Origin of the sequence: Massilia cellulosiltytica, from assembly GCF_047325105.1 — a bacterium.
GTDB lineage: Bacteria > Pseudomonadota > Gammaproteobacteria > Burkholderiales > Burkholderiaceae_D > Telluria > Telluria orientalis.
The window spans coordinates 3,055,115-3,075,950 of sequence record NZ_CP168562.1 but is presented as its reverse complement, the minus strand read 5'-3'; the positions used below and the strand labels follow the sequence as shown (position 1 = coordinate 3,075,950).

Annotated in this window: 12 protein-coding genes; 5 read left to right on the top strand and 7 right to left on the bottom strand. The window is 66.9% G+C overall.

All coding sequences use genetic code 11. The annotated features are described in order from the left end of the window. Positions 1–498: 498 nt before the first annotated feature. Positions 499–3,552, top strand: a complete 3,054-nt coding sequence (locus tag ACEN9H_RS13470; RefSeq protein ID WP_413675165.1) for a TonB-dependent receptor — start codon at positions 499–501, stop codon at positions 3,550–3,552. A gap of 108 nt (positions 3,553–3,660) precedes the next feature. Further along, positions 3,661–5,232 carry an aldehyde dehydrogenase (NADP(+)) gene (locus ACEN9H_RS13465; RefSeq protein WP_413675164.1) on the top strand — a complete coding sequence of 524 codons (1,572 nt, stop codon included), beginning with the start codon at positions 3,661–3,663 and terminating at the stop codon, positions 5,230–5,232. On the opposite strand, the gene ACEN9H_RS13460 is transcribed toward ACEN9H_RS13465, so the two are convergent. The 7 genes from ACEN9H_RS13460 to ACEN9H_RS13430 form a co-directional block, all read right to left on the bottom strand. Next, positions 5,233–7,224 (bottom strand): glycoside hydrolase family 2 TIM barrel-domain containing protein, encoded by a 1,992-nt coding sequence (locus ACEN9H_RS13460; RefSeq protein ID WP_413675163.1) that lies wholly within the window; start codon positions 7,222–7,224, stop codon positions 5,233–5,235. It abuts the gene before it with no gap. A gap of 58 nt (positions 7,225–7,282) precedes the next feature. Beyond that, positions 7,283–9,067, bottom strand: a complete 1,785-nt coding sequence (locus tag ACEN9H_RS13455) for an IlvD/Edd family dehydratase (RefSeq protein ID WP_056133424.1) — start codon at positions 9,065–9,067, stop codon at positions 7,283–7,285. A gap of 6 nt (positions 9,068–9,073) precedes the next feature. Further along, entirely contained in the window at positions 9,074–9,955 is an 882-nt protein-coding gene (locus tag ACEN9H_RS13450; protein ID WP_413675162.1) for an SMP-30/gluconolactonase/LRE family protein, read from the bottom strand. Next, positions 9,952–10,740: an SDR family NAD(P)-dependent oxidoreductase gene (locus ACEN9H_RS13445; RefSeq protein WP_056133428.1), complete on the bottom strand. Its 789-nt coding sequence runs from the start codon at positions 10,738–10,740 to the stop codon at positions 9,952–9,954. The genes ACEN9H_RS13450 and ACEN9H_RS13445 overlap by 4 nt, the downstream gene beginning before the upstream one ends. Before the next feature lie 10 nt (positions 10,741–10,750). Next, positions 10,751–11,929: a fumarylacetoacetate hydrolase family protein gene (locus ACEN9H_RS13440; RefSeq protein ID WP_056133433.1), complete on the bottom strand. Its 1,179-nt coding sequence runs from the start codon at positions 11,927–11,929 to the stop codon at positions 10,751–10,753. Positions 11,930–11,945: 16 nt separating this feature from the next. After that, positions 11,946–14,336 (bottom strand): glycoside hydrolase family 3 N-terminal domain-containing protein, encoded by a 2,391-nt coding sequence (locus ACEN9H_RS13435; RefSeq protein WP_413675161.1) that lies wholly within the window; start codon positions 14,334–14,336, stop codon positions 11,946–11,948. Between the two features lie 303 nt (positions 14,337–14,639). Continuing rightward, a complete protein-coding gene (locus ACEN9H_RS13430) occupies positions 14,640–15,752 on the bottom strand; it encodes a LacI family DNA-binding transcriptional regulator (protein WP_413675160.1) in 1,113 nt (370 codons plus the stop codon). A 219-nt stretch (positions 15,753–15,971) separates the two neighbouring features. On the opposite strand from ACEN9H_RS13430, the gene ACEN9H_RS13425 reads away from it, so the two are divergent. The 3 genes from ACEN9H_RS13425 to ACEN9H_RS13415 all read left to right on the top strand — a co-directional run bounded on the left by ACEN9H_RS13425 (position 15,972) and on the right by ACEN9H_RS13415 (position 20,799). Further along, entirely contained in the window at positions 15,972–18,149 is a 2,178-nt protein-coding gene (locus ACEN9H_RS13425) for an alpha-glucuronidase family glycosyl hydrolase (protein ID WP_413675159.1), read from the top strand. A 43-nt stretch (positions 18,150–18,192) separates the two neighbouring features. Beyond that, positions 18,193–19,326 (top strand): endo-1,4-beta-xylanase, encoded by a 1,134-nt coding sequence (locus ACEN9H_RS13420; protein WP_413675158.1) that lies wholly within the window; start codon positions 18,193–18,195, stop codon positions 19,324–19,326. A 105-nt stretch (positions 19,327–19,431) separates the two neighbouring features. Next, positions 19,432–20,799: a glycoside hydrolase family 27 protein gene (locus tag ACEN9H_RS13415; protein ID WP_413675157.1), complete on the top strand. Its 1,368-nt coding sequence runs from the start codon at positions 19,432–19,434 to the stop codon at positions 20,797–20,799. Positions 20,800–20,836 lie beyond the last annotated feature (37 nt).

The window sequence follows — 20,836 nt, the reverse complement described above, 5'->3', positions numbered from 1 at the left end:
TAACACGTCAATATACTGTTAGCCGCCTTGTTTAGCATGTTTAGTTGCTAACCCCTGCAACACCACGAGACGGTGTCAAAAGGTAGCGCTCCCAAGACACACATGTTGTATTTCTCACACGCACAACAAGATTTTTTTGGCAGTTATGAAATCGATTGCGTATAACATCGATTTGGTGAACTTACTGCCGAGGTCAATTGCGTCACGCCAACACGTGCGTTCTCTGAACAAGGCAGTTTTCACTCGGAACACAGGGCCGTGCCCGCTTCCGGCCCAGCGCTCTCCCGGCTGGCCGGTACACGGCGGCGCGGTCCTGGCAACGGTTCGTTTGCTGACCATGTCGACAAAAAGACACGTTGCGTTGTCACAAAACTGACAACTGAGTAGCAAATAATAAAAATTGTATGGTAGCGTATAACAGTCAGTGTTAGGTCTCACATTCACACTGTCTTTGTTAGAGCTTGTTATAACAACACTACCTGATCATCGGGGGAGATAATGAGGAATTTCCAGAAGACCGCGATTGCGGCAGCGGTTGCGCACGTAGCCGTTCTTTCCAGCGCCGCAGCATGGGCACAGACCAGCGCCGACACCACGGCCAACCCAGCCCCTACCGTCGTCCACATCAGCGGCCAGCGCGCGGCACTGCAGTCGGCGCAACAACTCAAGAAGAACGCCGACGAAGTCGTCGATTCGATCGTCGCCGAAGACATCGGCAAGCTGCCGGACCGTTCGGTCACCGAGGTGCTGCAGCGTATCGCCGGCGTCACCATCGACCGCAACATGGCCGGCGACCCGAACCGCCAGTCCGTCGAAGGCTCGGGCGTCTCCGTCCGCGGCCTGACGTATGTGCGTTCGGAAGTCAACGGCCGCGACGCGTTCTCGGCCGGCGGCGGCCGCTCGCTCGGCTTCGCCGACGTGGCACCGGAGCTGATGGCCGGCGTCGACGTCTACAAGAACCCGTCCGCGGAACAGGTCGAAGGCGCCGTCGCGGGCCTCGTGAACCTGCGTACGGCCATGCCGTTCGACTACAAGGGCTTCAAGGGCACCGTGGGCGTGTCGGAATCGTATTCCACGCTGCGCAAGGGCGCACCGTCCCCGACCGGCACCATCCTGCTGTCGAACCGCTGGAAGTCGGACACGTTCGGCGAATTCGGCGCCCTGGTCGACTTCGCCCATGCGAAGAGCCCGACCCGTTCCGACGGCGTCGGCGTCGACCCCTACTTCCCGCACGTGAACTCCACGGACCCGGCCAAGTACGACCGCTCCAAGACCCAGTGGATCCCGCTGGGCGTCGGCTACCGTTCGCAGGACTTCGAGCGTACCCGCCGCGGCGACTACGCCGCCTTCCAGTGGCGCCCGAACCGCGACTTCACGGCCGCCCTCACCTACTTCAAGACGAAGTACAAGGAAGACCTGGACGAGCACGTCGTCACGTCGTCCGAGGACAAGTGGTACCAGCAGGTCGCGAGTAAGGATTCGGTCTTCGACAGCAACGGCGTGTTCCAGAGCGGTACGATCTCGAACCCGACCTACGGCGGCTCGCCGTTCAACAGCTCGCAACGCATCAACACGCGTGAGTCGAGCACCCGCGACACGTCGCTGAACCTGCAATGGCGCGTGACGCCGGACCTGACCTGGACCAACGACTTCCAGCACGTCCATTCGACGACCGAAGGCTTCGACGCCGACGTGTCGACCGGCTTCATCATGCCGAACCAGCAGATGGACATGCGCGGCAACGTCCCGCAGATCACGCTGGGTTCGCCGGCCTACATGGCCGATCCGAACAACTACTACTGGGCCTACACCCAGGAAGCGCTGGACCACGCCACGGCCACCCAGAAGGCATGGAAGACCGACTTCAAGTACGCGTTCGACCACCCGGTGCTGCGCGACGTCCGCTTCGGCTTCCGTATGGCCAACCGCGACGGCGAGAACCACAAGGCCCAGAAGTTCTACAACTGGCAGGCCATCACGTTCCCGTGGATGGAAGGCTGGCAGATCCCGCACGTCGCCCGCCTGGGTGACCCGCGCTTCGCCGGCGGCGCCTCGCTGCAGAAGATCGACAACTTCTTCGACGGCAAGTACAACATTCCGCCGATGCTGTTCGCCAACGAGTCGGTGGTGCGCGGCTTCCCGGACGAATGGTCCAAGATCCACGCCTACCACGACGTGCTGTGCAAGGAACAGGGTTCGACCTGCGACCCGTGGAAGGCTGCGACCTTCAACGACCCGGCCGCGACCAACACGCAGAGCGAGAAGACCCGCGCCGCCTACACGCAGCTGCGCTTCGGCTTCGACGACCTGAAGTATCCGATCGACGGCAACATCGGCATCCGCTACGTGAAGACGACCGGCGCCGGCAGCGGCTACGTCGCCTACAGCCCGGCCGGCGTCACCATCCCGACCGACGCTCCCGTCACCGGCGTGGACACGCTCATCTACATCAAGCCGTTCGCGGAAGCCCAGTCGTACAACAACTCGTACCACAACTGGCTGCCGAGCCTGAACCTGCGCCTGAAGTACAGCGACGAGCTGCAGTTCCGCTTCGCCGTCGCCAAGGCGATGGCGCGTCCGGACTTCAACCAGTTGCAGGTGCAGACTACGCTGAACTCGGCGCCGAACCAGACGACGATCCGCGATTCGTCGGGCAATACGACCAATGTCATCTTCAACGGCACCACGCTGACCGGTACCAGCGACGGCAACGCGATGCTGAAGCCGACCACGTCGACCAACGTCGACCTGACCGCGGAATGGTATTTCGCGAAAGCCGGCTCGCTGACCTTCTCGGCCTTCAACAAGGACCTGAAGGACATCATCATCACCCAGGACTACTCGTACAAGGCGACCGACGTCAACGGCAAGCCGCAGACGTTCGTGGTCACGGGTCCGGTCAACGGCGCCAAGGGCTACGCCCGCGGCTTCGAGATCGCGCACCAGCAGTACTACGACTTCGTGCCCGACTGGCTGAAGGGCATCGGTACGCAGGCCAGCTGGACGTACGTCTCGAGCGAGCGCACGCTGAACAAGCCTGTGTTCAACGCCTGGTGCTCGGGTAACGACGCGTCGTCGAATTACAACCTGTCGATCAACGGTTGCGATACCGACGGTCGTGCATTCGGCAAGACCCCGCTGCAGGGCCTGTCGCGTCACACGATCAACTTCGCGGTCATGTACGAGCAGCACGGCCTGTCGATGCGCCTCGCCTACAACTGGCGTTCGCGTTACCTGCTGGGCGTGAACCAGTGGGGCAGCCGCGGCAACAACGGCCTGAACACGAACCCGGCCGCCGATCCGGCGAAGTACCTGATCCCGACGACGAACAACGACCAGGCGTTCGGCCTGCCGCTGTACCAGGCACCGTACGGCCAGCTGGACGGCTCGATCTTCTACGACTTCACGGACAAGTTCCGCGTCGGCCTGGAAGCCACGAACCTGACCAACTCGTACACGCGCCAGATCATGGAACAGCACGCCGGCAGCTTCACCCGCCAGGTCTTCATGAGCGGTCCGCGCTACACGCTGCTGGCACAGTATTCGTTCTGATCCAACGGGAATCCGCATGATTCGATACAATCGCTGATCGATTCCTGCACACCGCCGCCGCGGCCTTCACGGGTCGCGGCGGCGCTTTTTTTTTAACAAGGAGCCCTCATGAACATCCAAGGCGAAATGATCATCGGCCGCCAGGCCGTGCGCGGCAGCGCCGGCACGCTGCGCGCCTACAACCCGACCACGCGCGCCGAGATGGAACCGGAATTCGGCGCCGCCGGCATGGACGACCTGGCGGCCGCCTGCCTGCTCGCGGAACAGGCGTTCGACGCCTACCGCGGCCAGCCGCTCGAGCAGCGCGCCCGCTTCCTGGAAACCATCGCCGACCGCATCATGGACCTCGGCCCGGCCCTGATCGAGCGCGCCTCCGCCGAATCCGGCCTGCCGACGGCGCGCCTGGAAGGCGAGCGTGCGCGCACCTGCAACCAGCTGCGCCTGTTCGCCAAGGTCGTCCGCGACGGCCACTTCCTCGAAGCGACGCTGGACTCCGCCCTGCCCCAGCGCACGCCGCCGCGTCCCGACCTGCGCATGCGCAAGATCGGCCTCGGCCCCGTCGCCGTGTTCGGCGCGTCGAACTTCCCGCTCGCGTTCTCCGTCGCCGGCGGCGACACCGCATCGGCGCTGGCGGCCGGCTGCCCCGTCGTCGTGAAGGCGCATAACGCGCACCTGGGCACGTCGGAACTGGTCGGCAAGGCGATCCGCCAGGCCGTCGAGGACTGCGGCATGCCGGAAGGGACGTTCTCCATGCTGATCGGCACCGGCTTCGAGATCGGCCTCGCGCTGGTCCAGCACCCCGTCATCAAGGCCGTCGGCTTCACCGGCTCGCGCAATGGCGGCCTCGCGCTCGTCAACGCGGCGCAGGCCCGCAAGGAACCGATCCCGGTCTACGCCGAGATGAGCAGCATCAATCCGTTCTACCTGCTGCCGGGCGCCCTGGCCGCGGGCGGCGCGAAGCTCGCGCAAGGCTTCGTCGATTCGCTCACGATGGGCACCGGCCAGTTCTGCACGAACCCGGGTCTCGTGATCGCCCTCGCCGGCCCCGACCTGGACGTGTTCCGCACCGCCGTCACGGAGGCGCTGGCGGCCAAGGGCGCCGGCACGATGCTCACCGCGGGCATCCACCAGGCGTACGTCGACGCGATCGCGCGCCGCTCCGGTCTCGAAGGCGTGGAACTCATCGCCCAGGGCAGCACGGACGGCTGCGGCTGCGCCGCGCAGGCCGCGCTGTACCAGGCGGATGCCGCCACGTTCCTGTCGAACAGCGCGCTGGAAGAAGAGATCTTCGGACCGAGCTCGCTGATCGTCGTGTGCAAGGACGACGCCGAACTGCTGGAAGTGACGCGCCACGTGGAAGGCCAGCTGACGGCCACGATCCACGCCACGGCTGCGGACCGCGACCTGGCCGCGAAGCTGATGCCGACGCTCGAACGCAAGGCCGGCCGCATCCTGTTCAACGGCTTCCCGACCGGCGTCGAAGTGAGCCACTCGATGGTGCACGGCGGCCCGTTCCCGGCCACGTCGGACAGCCGCACCACGTCGGTGGGCGCGACGGCCATCGAGCGTTTCCTGCGTCCGGTGTGCTACCAGGACGTGCCGGCGGAACTGCTGCCGGAAGCGCTGCGCGATGAGAACCCACTGGGCCTCACGCGCATGGTGGATGGCAAGCTGCAGTAATTACGGCGCCAGCGTCCATTCGACGTTGTCGGCCTGCCCGCCCGCCTGGACCTCGATCCGGTTCGGGCCGGGCTGCAGGCGCACCGGCCAGCGGGCGATGCGGCCCTCCACGGCCCGCTCGCCCAGGTCGACGCCGTTCACCATCAGCCGCGCCGCCGGCTGGTTGCTGTACACCTTGACCTCCACGTCCGCCGCGGTCCGCTTCACGGCGCGGCGCGACGTGATGTACACCATCGGCTTCTTCGACCAGTTGGCCTGGTACCAGTAATACGCATCCTTGCGCACCTTGCGGTCCATGCTGACGAGGCCCTTGTCGTTGACGCCCCGCGCTTCGCCCTCGTTGCGCCCGGCCGACGCGAAGTCGAACCCCGTCCACACATAGCTCGCCCATAGCCACGGCGCCGCCTCGATCTGGCGCCAGGCCGCCTCGTGGTACAGCGCCTGGTACTGCTCCGGGTGCCAGCGGCTGGCCGCCACGGGGCGGCGCACCGGGTCTTCCTGGTGCAGCGCGCTGCCGCCGGCGCCGTACTCGCTCAGCGACTGCGGCGTGCGTGGCCGCTTCGCATGGTTGGCCGCCAGGAACGGCGCCAGATCGGAGAATTCCTTGTCGTACCAGCCGAAGTAGACGTTGGACCCGACCGCATCCGTGTGCAGCGCCTGCGGCCCATCGATGGGCGCGCAGCAGTTCGCGTACGCGGTCGGCCGGCTCGCGTCTTCCGCATGCACGAGCTTCTGCATCGCGTCGAGCACGCGGCCGCTGACCTCGTCGACCTTGTAGATCTCGTTCCCGAGTCCCCACACGAACACGGACGGGTGATTGAAATTCTGGCGCACGAGCTCGCGCGCCTGCTGCGCCGCATTGGCCGCGAACGCATCGCTCGCGCCCACTTCCGACGTCAGCGGCAGCTCGGTCCAGACGAGGAAACCCTTGCGGTCCGAGAGCGCGTAACTGTGTTCGTTGTGCTGGTAGTGGGCAAAGCGCAGGCCCGTGACGCCCAGCTCTTCCAGGATGCGGTAGTCGGCGTCAATGTCCGCATCGTCGGCCGCCGTTCCCTTGCCCGGCACGTAAGTCAGGTGCACGTTCACGCCGTGCACGCGGTACGGCTTCCCGTTCAGCAGCAGGCCGCGGTCCGGATCGAGCTGCACGGTCCGGATGCCGACGTCGTTGTCCACGCGGTCGAGTACCGCGTCCGCACGGGCCACCGTCACTTCGCTCGTGTACAGGTAAGGATCCTCGACGCCCTGCCACAGGTGCGGGTTCGCCAGCGCCGCCTCCAGCTCGACCGGCACGACGGCGCGCGCGGGCAGCGCGGCGGACCGCTGCGCCGTCGCCACGACCTTGCCGGCCGCATCGCGCAGCCGGGCCGTGACGACGACGGTTTCCGCGCGCGCGCGGTCGTTCGCGACGCGCACGCGCCAGTGCGGGCGTTCCGCCCGTGGGGTACTGAAGTACACGCCCGGCCCGCCCGCATCCAGCATGTCGACGTGCACGTCGGCCGCCGTCACGAGCCGCACGCGCCGATACAGGCCGCCGTACAGCGTGTAGTCGCCGCCGAGCGGCGCCACGTCCGGCTGGCGCGTATTGTCGACGCGGACCAGCAGCGTGTTGGCGCCCGCCCGCAGTTGATCCGTGACGTCGAAGCGGAAGCGCGCGAAGCCGCCTTCGTGGCGGCCGATGCGCGTGCCGTTCAGCCAGACGTCCGTCGACAGCGCGGCGCCGTCGAATTCGAGATACGTGCGCCCCCCTGTTGCAGCCGGTGCGGTGAGCGTGCGCCGGTACCAGCCGGCGCCGCGGTAAGGATTGGGCGACGTGCCGTCGTCCGCGTTGAACGTGTGGGGCAGCGCGACGGCCGTCCAGCCGCCGGGCGCGCCTTTGGCGAATTCCCAGCCGTCGTCCAGCGCGGTAACGGTGCGGGGTGCCGCCTGGACGGAGGCGGCACAGGAAAGGGCCAGGACGAGTACCCGGCAAACATGAGTCATGGTAGCGTGCATCTAGGGCTCCAGAATGAAAAAAGGGCCCGCGAACGGGCCCTTGCAGGGATGGTGACGATCAGTGGTTATGGCGCGGCATGTCGTGGCCAACGTCGCGGTACTGCAGGGCCATCTCCATCACGGCGCCGGTATGCAGCTGGCCGACGGTCGCGCGGTAGATCTGCTGCCACGGCGTCTGGTTGCCCGGGATCGGCGGCGGCGCATCCTTGCGGCGCGCTTCCAGTTCCTCGTCCGTGATCAGCACGTTGCAGCTGCCCGTGTTCAGGTCTACGCGCACGCGGTCGCCCGTGCGCAGCAGCGCCAGGTTGCCGCCCGCCGCGCTTTCCGGCGACGCGTTCAGGATCGACGGGCTGTCCGACGTGCCGGACTGGCGGCCGTCGCCCAGCGTCGGCAGCGCGTTGATGCCCTTCTTGATCAGCGCATCGGGCGGTTGCATGTTCACGACTTCCGCCGAACCGGGCCAGCCCACCGGACCCGAACCGCGGATCACGAGCATCGTGTTCTCGTCGATGCCCAGCGCCGGATCGTTGATGCGGTGGTGGTAATCGTCCGAACCGTCGAACACGACGACCTTGCACTCGAACGCATTTTCCGAGCCCGGCGTGGACAGGTAGCGCTGGCGGAAGGCGTCCGAGATCACGCTCGTCTTCATGATCGCGAAGTCGAACAGGTTGCCCTTCAGGACCATGAAGCCGGCCTTCTGCTTGAGCGGCTGGTCGAACGGGGTGATCATCTCGCGGTCGATGCTCTCGCGGCCGACGAGGTTCTCGGCCATCGTCTTGCCGGTGACGGTGAGGCGCTTCGAGCGGAGCAGGCCTTTCTGCTCCAGCTCCCACATGATGGCGGGCGTGCCGCCGGCGCGGTGGTAACGCTCGCCGAGGTATTTGCCGGCCGGCTGCATGTTCAGCAGCAGCGGCACGTCGTAGCCGTATTCCATCCAGTCTTCCGGCTTGATCTCGACGCCGGCGTGACGGGCCATCGCGACGATGTGCGGCTGGGCGTTGCTCGAACCGCCGATCGCGGCGTTGACGACGATCGCGTCGATGAACGCGTCGCGCGACAGGATCTGCGACGGACGCAGGTCTTCGAACGCCATGCCGACAATGCGCTTGCCGGTCTCGTACGCCATCTGGCCGCGCTCGCGGTACGGCGCAGGAATGGCCGAGCAGCCCGTCAGCGACATGCCCAGCGCTTCGGCGATGGCATTCATCGTCGAGGCGGTGCCCATCGTGTTGCAGTGGCCGGCCGACGGCGCGGATGCGGTGGCGATGTCGATGAATTTCTTCTCGTCGATCTCGCCCGCGGCCAGGCGGCGGCGGCCCTTCCAGATCGCGGCGCCGGAGCCGACCAGTTCACCTTCGAACCAGCCGTCCAGCATCGGACCGCCGGACAGCACGATCGCGGGGATGTCGACGGTGGCGGCGGCCATCAGCTGCGCTGGCGTCGTCTTGTCGCAGCCGGTCGTCAGCACGACGGCGTCGATCGGGTAGCCGTGCAGGATCTCGACGAGGCCCAGGTAGGCCAGGTTGCGGTCCAGCGCCGCGGTCGGGCGGCGGCAGTTCTCGAAGATCGGGTGCAGCGGGAATTCCATCGGGATGCCGCCGGCATCGCGGATGCCGTCGCGCACGCGCTTGGCCAGGTCCAGGTGGATGCGGTTGCACGGCGAGATGTCGCTGCCGCTCTGGGCAATGCCGATGATCGGCTTGCCCGAACGGAGTTCCTCGGGGGTGATGCCATAGTTCATGAAGCGCTCGAGGTAGAGCGCGGTCATGTCGATGCGCTCTTCGTTGTCGAACCAGTCCTGCGACCGGAAACGCTTCGGTTTGCTGTTCTGTTGTGTCATTCCGTATTACTCCTGCAGCCGCAGCACGTGGTGCGGCAATCCGGCCGTTTCGGCGCGGAAGGTGAACAGCGCGCCCGCGAGCGGCTGCTGGGCCAGTTCCTCGGCCGTCAGGCCCTTGCGCGCCGACGTCGCGTACACGGTGCGCAGGTCGTCGCCGGCAAAGGCCAGTTTCGTGATGTTCGAGCAGGGGAAGCGCACTTCGCCCACCTTGTCGCCTTGCGGATTGCGGCGTTCGATGCGCCAGCCGCGGAACACCGCGATCCACACGTGACCCTCGGCGTCGACCGCCATCCCGTCCGGCCAGCCGCCGTCCGTGATCTCTGCGAACAGGCGCTTGCCCGACAGGCTGCCGTCTTCCGCCAGGTCGAAAGCATACACCCGTTTATCGAGCGTGTCGGTGTGATACAGCGTGCGTCCGTCCGGGCTCACGGCCGGGCCGTTCGTGATGATGTAGCCGTCGTCCATGCGCACGACGTGAGTGCCGTCGAAACGGTACAGGACACCCGACGGCGCTTCTTCCGCATCGTCCATCGAACCGAACCACAGGCGGCCCTGCGCGTCGACGTGGCCGTCGTTGAAGCGGTTGCCCGTCACGTCCGCCTCGACCTTCGCGAACGGGACGAACTCGCCGGTCGCTTCCACGAAGCGGTACAGGCCATCTTCCAGCGACACGACGAGACCGCCGTCCGACGCCCGCACGACGAAGCTTACCTGGCCCGGTGCGTCCCAGCTGCGCTGGTCGGAACCGTCCGCCGCGCAGCGGTGTAGGCGCCTGCCCTTGATGTCGACGAACCAGACCTGCTGGTTCGGGGCATCCCACAGGACGCCCTCGCCCAGGGTCGCGCCGACTTCCCACAGTGGCGTGGGCTGCGTGGCGACGATGCTCATGCGCCGTACCAGCCCGCGTCGACGAAGTACTCGCGGCCGGAGATGTGGCGCGCGTTGTTCGACGCCAGGAACAGCGCAAGCGCGGCCACGTCTTCCATCTCCACGCGCTCGGGAATGCACTGGCCGGCCAGGATGCGCGCTTCTTCGTCCGGGTTGTGCCACAGCGCCTTCTGGCGCGGCGTGACGACGGCGCCCGGGACGACGGTGACGGCGCGGATGCCGTGCGGGCCGAATTCGCGCGCCATGTTGCGGGTCATGCCCTCGATGGCGGCCTTCGCCATCATGTACAGGCCCAGTTGGGTGTGCGGCAGGTGCCACGAGATCGAACCGAAGTTCAGCAGCACGCCGTACTTGCGCGCCTTCATGCCAGGGATGACGGCCTGCGCGCAGAAGTACTGGTGGCGCAGGTTCACGTTCATGCGGCTTTCCCAGTACGCCGGCGTCACGTTCTCGATGTCGTGGCGGTCGTCGTTGGCCGCGTTGTTCAGCAGGATGTCAACGCCGCCCGCTTCCTCTTCGATGCGGGCGAAGGTCGCCTTCAGCTCGTCGAGGTTGGTCAGGTCGCACTTGATGAACTTCGGCGCGATGCGCGAGTTCGCCAGCGACGCCTCCAGGGAACGCGACGCTTCCTCGGCGATGTCGAGGAAGTAGACGCGGGCGCCCTGGCCGGCGAACGCCGTGGTCAGCTCGGCGCCGATGCCGCTGCCGCCGCCGGTGATGACGACGCGCTTGCCGGCCAGGTCGGGAAAGGTCGCGTAGACGAATGCTTGGTTTTGTTCAGACATGTAATTCTCGTTATTTGGAAAGCAGGCCGCGTTCGGCCAGGTTGGCGTACAGCGCGCGCACGCCGAAGGTCCACGGTGCGATCTGGTCGCTGCGCTGGACGGTGTTGACCAGCGTGCCCAGCGACGGCGTGGAGATGCTCACGCGGTCGCCTGCGTGGTGGGTAAAGCCGCCGCCTTGCGCATCGCGGTCCTTGATCGGCGAGAACATCGTACCGAGGAACAGCATGAAGCCGTCCGGGTATTGGTGGTGCTTGCCGCAGGTCTGGCGCACGAGGTCCAGCGGATCGCGGCTGATTTCGCGCATGAAGCTGGCGCCGGCCAGTTCGAAGTTGTCGTCGACGCCTTCGATCAGCATGCGGACTTCCGCGTTGCGCAGCGTGTCGATATCGAAATCGCCGTCGAACAGGCGGATGAACGGGCCGATGGCGCACGAGCCGTTGTTGTCCTTCGCCTTACCGAGCAGCAGCGCGCTGCGGCCTTCGATGTCGCGCAGGTTGACGTCGTTGCCCAGCGTGGCGCCGACCACTTGCGCGCGGCTGTTCACAGCCAGGACGATTTCCGGTTCCGGGTTGTTCCAGTGCGACGACGGGTGCAGGCCGACGGCGGCGCCGTGGCCGACCGCCGACATCGGCTGCGACTTCGTGAACACTTCCGCGTCCGGGCCAATGCCCACTTCCATGTATTGCGACCACAAGCCGCGTGCCGACAGGTCGGCCTTCAGGCGCATGGCAGCTTCGCCGCCCGGCTCCAGTTCCGACAGGTTGGTGCCGATGGTTTCCTGCAGCTGCTGGCGCAGCGCCGTTGCGCGGGCCGGGTCGCCCTTGGCCTGTTCCTCGATCACGCGTTCCAGCAGGCTGACGGCGAACGTGACGCCGCACGCCTTGATCGCCTGCAGGTCGCACGGGGCCAGCAGGCGCACCGCGTTGCCTTCATCACCGGCCAGCGCGGCCGCGACCAGCGCGTTGACGTCGCCCAGGTCCTCGCCTTCCGCGCCGCGCACGATGGCGACCAGGTCGTCGCGCTCGAGCAGTTCCGACACGGTCGGGGCGTGGCGGGTGATATCGATTACACGACCGTTACGAACGGCGACCACGGCCGGGCCGTTGGTCGGGGAAGAACGCCACACGCGGCCGACCATCAAGGCCTGGTCGAGGTCCTGGGGCAGCGGGTTGGCTTGGATAGCTGTCATGTCTTGTCTCTCTTGGTTATGCCACCGTCAGGGTCGCCTTCTTCAGGTCGACGCTGTTCGGTCCTGCGAAAATGGTGAACGTCCCCGGTTCCACGACGCGTTTCATGTCGCCGTTGTAGAACCACAGGTCGGTCGGTTTGATGTCGAAGGTGACCGTGCGTTTTTCGCCCGGTTCCAGCGTCACGCGCTGGAAGCCCTTCAGTTCGAGCAGCGGACGGGTGACGGAGCTGACGTCGTCGCGGATGTACATCTGCACGACTTCGTCGCCGCGCACGGCGCCCGTGTTCTGCACGTCCACTTGTACCTGGGTCGTGCCGGAGACTCCCATCCGGTCCTTCGTGAGGCGCGGTGCGGAGATGTCGAAGCGGGTGTACGACAGGCCGTAGCCGAACGGGTACAGCGGCGTGGTCACGTCGTCGATGTAGCCGCGGCGGCTGCTCGGCTTGCGGTTGTAGAACATCGGCAGCTGGCCGACGTTGCGCGCGATGGTGACGGGCAGCTTGCCGCCCGGGTTCGCGCGGCCGAAGATCAGGTCGGCGACGGCATGGCCCGTCTCCTGCCCCATATACCAGCATTCCATCAGCGCGTCGGCGCGTTCGGCCAGGTAGTTCACGGACAGCGGACGGCCGTTCAGCAGCAGCACGACGGTCGGCTTGTTCAGCGCGAAGATGGCGCGGGCCAGGTCGTTCTGCTGGGAGACGAGGTCCAGCGACGTGCGGTCGCCCAGGTGGTTGTCGGCCCAGGCCTCACGCGCGGTCTGCTCGTTGTCGCCCAGGACCATCACGATGGTGTCGGCCTTCTTCGCCGCTTCCACCGCCTCGGCGATCAGGCGCGCATTGACTTCCGGCTTGGTCCAGACGATTTCGTCCTGGCCCCACACGTGGCCTTCGGTCAGGCGCACGCCTTCCGAATAATCCAGCGTGAAGCCGCCCGCCTGCGCTTCCTTCTGCAGTGCCTCGTACACGGAGACGACGTGGCGCGGCTTGTCCGAATAGCCGCCGATCGGCGTGTCCTTCGCGTGGGTGCCGACCAGCAGCAGCTTGCCGACCTTCTGCGGCGCCAGCGGCAGCAGGCCCTTATCATTCTTGAGCAGGACGGCGGTGCGCTGGGCGGCCTTGCGCGCGAGGGCGATGGCTTCCGGCGTCGCGGTGCGGGCGGCGGCCTGGTCGGCGTCCGCGTACGGGTTCTCGAACAGGCCCGCGTCGAATTTCCAGCGCAGGATGCGGCGCACGACGGCGTCGAGTTCCTTCGTCGTGATCTTGCCTTCCTTGACCAGTTCATCCAGCGCGGCGAAGCCGGCGGGGTCCGGCGTCTCGATGTCGACGCCGGCCTTGAATGCGCGCAGGCCGCCTTCCTTCACCGAGCCGACGAGGTGGTGGCGGCTGCCCAGTTCCGCGACCGCCATGTAGTCGGACACGGTCAGGCCCTGGAAGCCCCACTCCTTGCGCAGCACGTCCGTCAGCAGCCAGCGGTTGGCGTGCGACGGGACGCCGTCGATCTCGTTATACGACGGCATCACGGCCGCGATCTTGGTTTCCTTGATGATCTTCTCGAACGGCGGGAAGAACTCTTCGCGCAGCGCGCGTTCGCCCACGTTCGCCGGACCGATGTTGGTGCCGGACTCCGGCTGGCCGTGGCCCGTCATGTGCTTCAGCGTGGCGAAGACCTTGTCCTGCGCCAGCGGCAGCGTGTTGCCGGAGAAGCCCAGCACGGCGGCCTTGCCCATCACGCCGCACACGTGCGGGTCTTCGCCATAGGTCTCTTCGATCCGGCCCCAGCGCGGCTCGCGCGCCACGTCGACGACCGGCGCCAGCGCCAGGTTGGCGCCGCGTGCGCGCATTTCCTTCGCGGCGAGCGAGAAGATCTGCTCGACCAGTTGCGGGTCGAACGTGGAGGCCAGGCCGATCGCCTGCGGGAAGCTGGTCGCTTCCGGCGCCACGTAGCCGTGCAGCGATTCCTCGTGCATGAAGACCGGGATGCCCAGGCGCGTGTGCTCCAGCGCCCACTTCTGCACGGCGTTCACGTAGTCCGCCGTTTCCCTCGGTCCGCGGTTGCCGACGGCACCGGAGTTGCCGGCGTTGTTGTCGGCGCCGATCTGGCGGTCGGACGGGCGCGCAAACATGCCCATGCCGTGCGGGTGGACTTTTGCCGCCTTCTCGGCGTTGAAGCTCGTGTCGTCGTTCTGGAGGTCCTTCTTCGTCAGCCAGACGCATTGCAGCTGCGCGATCTTTTCGTCGACCGTCATGCGGCCCAGCAGGTCTTCCACGCGCGCCGCGACGGGCGCGCTCGCCTGCTTGTAGACTGGTGCGCCCCCTTTGGCGGCTTTCGTCGCCAGCGCGCCCGGCACGACTGCCATGCCGGCCGCGCCCCCAACGGTGGCCAGAAACTCTCTGCGTTTGATACCCATCGACTTATGTCTCCTGCTTGTTTTTGTAGGTGCCGCCGTGTGGCCGGCGGAGTGTGGTCTGCCTGGCATGCGGTGGATCGAGGTCCAACATTCTAATAACAGAAATGTTACCGCAACCATTCCAGTCTAAACGTCTAATTTGGCGCTTGTCAATGAATTATTGGGAAGATGTCCGGCAGAGGCGACGCAACGGCCTTGGGCCGTGGCGGAATTGGCGGGAAAAGCGGGAAAACTCGATGTTTGCGCGAACAGTTTATGCGCCGCGCGTAGGTCGGCCGCGGCTGGGCGCCGCGGCCGGGAGGATCAGCCGGCGCGCTTGGCGGCGCCGAGCGGCAGCAGTGCCGAGGGACGGGTGCGCGGCGCGGCGTCGGACTGGCGGCGTACCAGTTCGAAGTCCATGCGCACCTGTTCCGGCTCGGCCTCCTCTCCTTCGCGCAGCGCACGCACGCGGCGCACCAGCGACTGCACGGCTTCGCGCGCCATGCCGGCGATCGGCTGGCGCACGGTGGTCAGTTCCGGCCAGATCGTCGTGGCGAGCGCCGTGTCGTCGAAGCCGGTGACCGTCAGGTCGCCCGGCACGTCGAGTCCGAGGCGGTGTGCGACGGCGACGCAGGCGGCCGCCATGTCGTCGTTGCTGGCGAAGATGGCCGTCGGGCGTTCTTCCAGCGCCAGCAGGTGCTCGGCCGCGTCCAGGCCGGAGCGGTACGTGAACATGCCCTGGACGACGAGTTCCTCGGACGCGTCCGCGCCCTGCTCCGCGATCGCCGCGCGATAGCCTTCGAGGCGGCGCGCGCTCGCGGTCTGGTTCGGATGGCCGACGACGAAGCCGATGCGGTGGTGCCCCAGGTTGACCAGGTGGCGCGTCATCGCATGCGCCGCTTCGTAGTCGTCGATGCTGACGGCGCCCACGCGGCTGTCCGGCAGGCCGCACGCGACGACGACGGCCGGGATGTTCGCGTCCGCGATGGCGGCGAGCACCTCCTCGCTGTCGCACAGCGGCGGCGGCAGGATGATGCCGTCCAGGCCGTTCTCGACGAGGCGGCGTGTCTGCTCCGCTTCGTGCTCGCCGGCCTCGCATTTTTCCACGAACAGCTGGACGTTGTTCAGGCCCGACTGGCTCAGGAGGCCGACGAGGAACTCGCTCAGGTACGCCGCGCTCGGGTTACTGTACAAGAAGCCGACGCGGATCGGCTTGGAGCCCGCGAGGTTGCGCGCCTCCTGGTTCGGCGTGTAGTTCAGCGCCGCCACGGCTTCCGCGACCTTGCGCCGCGTGCTTTCGCGCACGAGTCCCTTGCCGTTCATGACGCGCGAGACCGTCATGGCGGACACGCCCGCGAGCTTGGCGACGTCGGCCATGGTCGGCTGCCCCCGTCGTTCCAGCTCTTCCTGGACGGACTCTGGTTTGGTCTTGGTCATTCTCCCTATTCCCCATCATTTTTTGTTTGCGCTATCTTAGCACTTTCGCCCCGTGCAATGATAGCCATAAACATGACCGTAAACACTCATAAATCGATTTCCCATTTCCAGAGTTTGCGCTAACATTCCTGCGCCGGACGGGCCGCCGCACCCGGTACTCATATAAATACAACGGAGACTACGATGCGATATTTGCCGCGGCTTGTCCGCGCACGGATCATGACGGCGTTCGTCCTGAATCTCGTGCTTGCCCTGGTCGGCACCCACCTCGCCCACGCCGCCGATGAAGACGGCTACGACCTGTGGCTGCGCTACCGCCCCCTCCCCGCAGCCCAGAGGACCGCACTGGCGGCCGCCGCCACCGGCATCACGGCACCCGACGACACCCCGACCGTGCGCGCCGCCGGCGCGGAACTGAAACGCGGCCTCGCCGGCATGCTGGGCCGCACGCCGGATGCCATCCCCCTGAACGCGAAGGCACGCGCCGGCACCATCGTCCTCGCCCGCGCCACGCTCCCGGCGGGCCTGGCCGACGCGGATGCCGTGCGCCGCGACCTCGCCACCGTCGGTCCTGAAGGCTATGTCGTGCGTCGCACGCGCCAGGGTGGCGTCCCCATCACGCTGATCGCGGCGAACTCCGACGTCGGCCTCCTGTACGGCAGCTTCGCGTGGCTGCGCCAGCTGCAACTGGGCACCGCGCCCGACAGCATCGCGCTCGCCGACAAGCCGGCGCTGCCCCTCCGGGTGCTGAACCACTGGGACAACCTGGACCGCACCGTCGAACGCGGCTACGCGGGCGAATCGATCTGGAACTGGTGGGAGCTCCCCAACATCGTCGACCCGCGCTACACGGACTACGCGCGCGCCAACGCGTCGCTCGGCATCAACGGCTCGGTCCTCAACAACGTCAACGCGAAGGCCGAGGTGCTGAGCCCCGCGTTCATCGCCAAGGCGGCCGCCATCGCGAACGTGCTGCGCCCGTACGGCATCCGCGTCTATCTCTCCGTGCGCTGGTCGACGCCGCTGGAACTGAAGGAGACGAAGACGGCCGATCCGCTCGACCCCGCCGTCGCGGCGTGGTGGGCGCGCAAGGCGGACGAGATCTACCGCACCATTCCCGATTTCGGCGGCTTCCTCGTCAAGGCCAATTCGGAAGGCCAGCCCGGCCCGCAGGACTATGGCCGCAACCACGCGGACGGCGCCAACATGCTGGCGCGTGCGCTCGCGCCGCACAAGGGCATCGTGATGTGGCGCGCCTTCGTCTACAACCCGCCCGCGCACCCGAACCAGGTCAGCGACCGCGCGGCGCAAGCGTACGACCAGTTCAAGCCGCTGGACGGCAAGTTCGACAAGAACGTACTCGTGCAGGTGAAGAACGGCGCCATCGACTTCCAGCCGCGCGAACCGGCGCACCCGCTGTTCGGCGCGATGCCGGACACGCCGCTCGTGATGGAATTCCAGGTGACGAAGGAATACCTCGGCTTCGCCACGCACCTCGTCTACCTCGGCCCCCTGTTCCAGGAAACGCTGCGCTTCGATACCCGCGCCGGGGGGACGCCCATGACCGTGGCGCGCGTACTGGAAGGCGCGCAGGACGGGCATGTCGGCGGCATCGCCGGCGTCGCGAACATCGGATCGAGCCGCAACTGGACGGGCTCCACGTTCGACCAGGCCAACTGGTACGCCTACGGCCGCCTCGCCTGGAACCCGGACCTGGACAGCCGCGCCATCGCACGCGAATGGGCGGGCCAGACGTTCGCGCCGGACGCGCGCGTCGTCGATCCGGTCGTCGCCATGATGATGCGCTCGCGCGAAGCCGTCGTCGACTACATGACGCCCCTCGGCCTGCACCACATCATGGGCACCGGCCACCATTATGGTCCCGCGCCGTGGGTCGACGACCTGGGCCGCGCCGACTGGAACCCCGTCTACTACCACCGCGCCGACAGGAACGGCATCGGCTTCGACCGCACTGCGAAAGGCAGCAATGCCGTGGCCCAGTACGCGCCCGAGGTCGCGCGCCGCTTCGCCGACCCGGCCACGACGCCGCAGGAGTTCCTGCTGTGGTTCCACCACCTGCCGTGGGACTACCGCATGCCGGACGGCCGCACGCTGTGGACCGACCTGATTGCGCACTACGACCACGGCGTGGCCGAAGTGACGGCGATGCAAGCCGAATGGCAGCGCCTGCGCCCGTTCGTGGATGCGCAGCGCTTCAACGACGTCGCCCAGCGCCTGGCCCAGCAACAGCGCGAGGCCGTATGGTGGCGCGACGCGTGCATCGCGTACTTCCAGCACCAGTCCGGCCTGCCGCTGCCGGCCGGCGTGCGCGCGCCCGCGCAACCCCTCGAGTACTACCGGAAGCAAGTGTTCCCGTTCGCGCCCGGCCACGGCTGAACCGTTTTCTCCCCACCACGCAAAACAGAAGGATTCATACAGAATGACTACGAGACGAGAGATCATCCAGGCGCTCGCCGGCGCCGCCCTGCTGCCGGCCGCCCTCCCGTTCGCGCGCGCCCAAGGCCCCGCCGGCGAAACGCTGAAGGACGTCGCCGCCCGCAAGGGCATGCGCTTCGGCACCGCCATCAGCGCCGGCCGCAACCAGTTCGGCGACGCCGCCTACCGCGCGCTCGTCGAGCGCGAATGCAACCTGATCGTGCTCGAGAACGAGATGAAATGGCAGGCGCTCGAACCGGCGCCGGGCAAGCCGAACTTCGGCCCGGCCGACGACGTGATCGCCTGGGCGAAGGACAAGGGCATCGCCGTGCGCGGCCACAACCTGTTCTGGCAGGCCGAGAAATGGGTGCCGGCGTGGGTCGTGAAACAGAACTTCGGCCCGCAGCCCGCGAAGGCCGTCGAACAGCTGATGCGCACGCACGTGAGCACCGTGTGCGGCCACTTCGGCAAGAGCATCAAGAGCTGGGACGTCGTCAACGAAGCCGTCGACCCGGCCGACGGCAAGCTGCGCCAGAACGCCCTCACGAAGCCGCTTGGCGCCGTCGAGCAGATCGACCTCGCGTTCCGCCTCGCGAAAGAATATGCCCCGCAGGCACAGCTGGTCTATAACGACTACATGCGCGGCGACGCCGGCAGCGCCAAGCATCGTGCGGGCGTGCTGGCCCTGCTCGCGGACCTCAAGAAGCGCGGCACGCCGATCAACGCGCTCGGCCTGCAGAGCCATATCGGTTCGTGGGACGAAACGGATAAAGGCCGTTCCGACCTGGTCGAATGGCGCAAGTTCCTCGACGAAGTGTCGGGCATGGGCTACGACCTCCTGATCACCGAACTGGACGTGAACGACCGCCGCCTGCCGGCCGACATCGCCAAACGCGACGCCGGCGTCGCCGCCGCCACGCGCGACTACCTGGACGTGACGCTGGCCTACCCGCGCCTGCGCGACATCCTCGTGTGGGGCCTGGCTGACAACATCAGCTGGCTGCAGACGTGGGACGAGGCGCCGCGCAGGGACAAGCTGCCGATGCGCCCGACGCCGTTCGACGCACAGTTGAAAGCAAAGCCGATGAAACAGGCGATCATCGACGCGATCAAGGCGGCGCCGGCACGCCAGGGCTGACGGCTGCGATATCGATTCGGGTATCGGTCGGCGCGCACAAGTGATTAGTGCGCCGGCCGATCGGTATTTATACTCGCGCGACGCTCATCAACTCTTAGCCCGCACATGGACTCGAATCGCCGCCGCATCCTCACCGCTTCCCTCGCCGCCGCCGCTGCCGCCGCCAGCGCCCCCTCGCTCGCTTTCGCGGCAAAATCGAAATCCACTTCATCGGCCGCGGGCCTCGCGCCGACGCCGCCGATGGGCTGGAACAGCTGGAACTCGTTCGGCCCCACCATCACGGAAGCGCAGGCGCTGGAAAACGCCGACATCATGGTCGCGAAGCTGCTGCCGTTCGGGTACAACGTGTTCACCGTCGACATCCAGTGGTACGAGCCGAACGCGAACAGCTACGAATACCGCAAGGACGCCGAACTGACGCTGGACCAGTACGGCCGCCTGCAGCCGGCGCCGAACCGCTTCCCGTCCGCTGCGAACGGCGCGGGCTTCAGGAAGCTCGCCGACCAGATCCACGCGCGCGGCATGAAGTTCGGCATCCACCTCATGCGCGGCATCCCGCGCCAGGCCGTGCGCCTGAACACGCCGATCCTCGGCACGAAACTGCGCGCGCAGGACATCGCCGACACGAAGGCGATCTGCGAATGGAACGGCGACATGTACGGCGTCGACATGACGAAGCCGGGCGCGCAGGAATACTACAACTCCGTGTTCAAGCAGTACGCCGAGTGGGGCGTCGACTTCGTCAAGATGGACGACATGTCGCGCCCGTACGAGCGCAACTGGCCCGAGGTCGAAGCGGCGCACAAGGCCATCGCGGCCAGCGGCCGCCCCATCGTCCTGAGCCTGTCGCCGGGCGAGATGGACCTGCGCTGGGCCAACCACGTGCCGCACTATGCGCAGATGTGGCGCATCTCGGACGATTTCTGGGACGAATGGCGCCTCCTCAACGACCAGTTCCAGCGCCTGGAAAACTGGAATCCCGTGATGGGCGCGAACTCGTGGCCCGACGCCGACATGCTGCCGCTGGGCCGTCTCGCCCTCGGCGCGCGCGACACCAAGTTCACGCCGGACGAGCAGCAGACGCTGATGTCGCTGTGGAGCATCGCCCGTTCGCCGCTGATCATGGGCGGCGACCTGCGCCACCTGGATGCGAAGACGCTCGCATTGCTGACGAACCCCGAGGTGCTGGCCGTAAACCAGCGCAGCCGCGACAACCATCCGCACCGCGCGGATGCCGGCACGCGCATCTGGAGCGCGCGTTCGGCCGACAAGGGCAACCTGCAGTACCTGGCGCTGTTCAACACGTCCGATGCGCCGACCGAGATCGTGTTCGACCTGTCGCGCCTGGACCTGGGCAACCGCAGCGTCGCCGTGCGCGACCTGTGGGCGCGGCGCGACCAGCCGGCCGTGCGCGGCGCGCTGCGCATCACGCTGGCGCCGCATGCGTCGACCTTGCTGGGTCTCTCGGCCTGAGGTGACAAAGGGTGACCATTCGAACGGAATGAACTGT

What these genes read in the sequence shown, in the direction of transcription:
- ACEN9H_RS13430 (WP_413675160.1), bottom strand. Translation starts at nt 15,752, where the DNA reads ATGACCAAGACCAAACCAGAGTCCGTCCAGGAAGAGCTGGAACGACGG.
- ACEN9H_RS13460 (WP_413675163.1), bottom strand. Translation starts at nt 7,224, where the DNA reads ATGCACGCTACCATGACTCATGTTTGCCGGGTACTCGTCCTGGCCCTT.
- ACEN9H_RS13435 (WP_413675161.1), bottom strand. Translation starts at nt 14,336, where the DNA reads ATGGGTATCAAACGCAGAGAGTTTCTGGCCACCGTTGGGGGCGCGGCC.
- ACEN9H_RS13420 (WP_413675158.1), top strand. Translation starts at nt 18,193, where the DNA reads ATGACTACGAGACGAGAGATCATCCAGGCGCTCGCCGGCGCCGCCCTG.
- ACEN9H_RS13425 (WP_413675159.1), top strand. Translation starts at nt 15,972, where the DNA reads ATGACGGCGTTCGTCCTGAATCTCGTGCTTGCCCTGGTCGGCACCCAC.
- ACEN9H_RS13450 (WP_413675162.1), bottom strand. Translation starts at nt 9,955, where the DNA reads ATGAGCATCGTCGCCACGCAGCCCACGCCACTGTGGGAAGTCGGCGCG.
- ACEN9H_RS13455 (WP_056133424.1), bottom strand. Translation starts at nt 9,067, where the DNA reads ATGACACAACAGAACAGCAAACCGAAGCGTTTCCGGTCGCAGGACTGG.
- ACEN9H_RS13445 (WP_056133428.1), bottom strand. Translation starts at nt 10,740, where the DNA reads ATGTCTGAACAAAACCAAGCATTCGTCTACGCGACCTTTCCCGACCTG.
- ACEN9H_RS13440 (WP_056133433.1), bottom strand. Translation starts at nt 11,929, where the DNA reads ATGACAGCTATCCAAGCCAACCCGCTGCCCCAGGACCTCGACCAGGCC.
- ACEN9H_RS13470 (WP_413675165.1), top strand. Translation starts at nt 499, where the DNA reads ATGAGGAATTTCCAGAAGACCGCGATTGCGGCAGCGGTTGCGCACGTA.
- ACEN9H_RS13465 (WP_413675164.1), top strand. Translation starts at nt 3,661, where the DNA reads ATGAACATCCAAGGCGAAATGATCATCGGCCGCCAGGCCGTGCGCGGC.
- ACEN9H_RS13415 (WP_413675157.1), top strand. Translation starts at nt 19,432, where the DNA reads ATGGACTCGAATCGCCGCCGCATCCTCACCGCTTCCCTCGCCGCCGCC.